The organism is Streptomyces sp. P5F9 (assembly GCF_057961495.1).
This window is the reverse complement of record NZ_JBXVPZ010000927.1, coordinates 1-1,307: the sequence shown is the minus strand read 5'-3', so window position 1 is coordinate 1,307 and position 1,307 is coordinate 1. Positions and strand designations below refer to the sequence as shown.

General features: G+C 74.1%; 1 protein-coding gene and 1 pseudogene. Both read left to right on the top strand.

What is annotated here, in order from left to right:
• On the top strand, window positions 1–550 hold a 550-nt coding region (locus AC31A1_RS51540), incomplete at its 5' end, for a ComEA family DNA-binding protein (RefSeq protein WP_489659933.1).
• An 83-nt stretch (window positions 551–633) separates the two neighbouring features.
• A pseudogene (locus AC31A1_RS51535) lies at window positions 634–1,307 on the top strand (ComEC/Rec2 family competence protein); the annotation flags it as partial.

Below are 1,307 nucleotides of genomic sequence, written 5' to 3'. Positions count from 1 at the left end.
GGACGGCGGCGGGGATGCGGCTGCGGAGAAGAGGGCTGGACCGCGTGTCTCGTCGGTCGGAGCGCAGGGCGCTTCGGGTGCGGCCGGTACGGAGATCGTCGTGGACGTCAGCGGCAAGGTCCGGGAGCCCGGGGTTCATCGGCTTCCGGCCGGTTCGCGGGTGACCGATGCGTTGCGGGCGGCGGGTGGGGTGCGTCCGGGCACGAACACCGACGGGCTCAACCGGGCTCGGTTCCTCGTGGACGGGGAGCAGATCGTCGTCGGCGGTCCGGCCCCCGCGGCGGCGCCTGGTGCGGGCGGTGCGAACACCACGGGGATCACGGGCTCGGCGGGCTCTGCCGCGGGAGCCGCTCCGACTGCTCCGGTCTCCCTCAGCACGGCCACCGCGGATCAGCTCAACACCCTGCCCGGCGTGGGCCCGGTGCTGGCCCAGCACATCATCGACTACCGCACCCAGCACGGCGGTTTCCGCTCGGTGGACGAACTGCGCCAGGTCAACGGCATCGGCGACCGTCGCTTCGCCGATCTGCGGGATCTGGTCCAGCCGTGACCCGCGTCCACGACGATCCGCCCGAGCCCACGACTCCTCGCCGCACGGCACAGGACGACGTCCCTTCGCCGGCCCGCCGAACCGTGCACGCCGACTCCGGAAGCCGGCGGGGTGCCGCACACCCCCGACAGGAAGGACCGACGGACCTACGACTCGTGCCGCCCGCACTCGCGGCCTGGGCGACGGCGGCACTGGCGCTGGACGCGTCACCGGGCTGGGTCACAGGAGTCGCCGCCGCCTCGCTGACCGTGGCGCTCGTGCTGTTGCTGGTGACGCGGCGGCGGGACAGGGCAGGGGCAGGGGGAGGGCCAAGGGGAGGGCCAGGGGCAGGGGCAGACGTCAGCCACGCCCCGTCACAGCCGGACGCCGACCTCTTACCGGAAGACGTTTCACTGGAGGGGGTTCGCCCCGCACCCTCGTGGCGGCACGCCGCATGGCCCCGGGTCTCGATCGCCGCCCTGCTCCTCTCCGTCGCCGCGGCCGCCGCTTCCGCCGGGCTGCACGGGGCGGATCTGCGGCGCGGGCCGGTGCCCGAGTTGGCGGAGGAGTACGCGACCGTGACCGCGGAGGTGGAGGTCGGTTCCGATCCACGGTTGACCCGGCCCCGGATTAGCGGGGATCACGCGGCTCCGGTCTCCGTGCTGATCGACGCGGAGGTGCGGCGGGTCGAGGAGATGGACGGGACGGTCGTGGAGACGCGGGCGCCGGTGCTGTTGATCGTCGACCCGGGCTCGTCCTCCAAGGGCGGGGGCGGGAC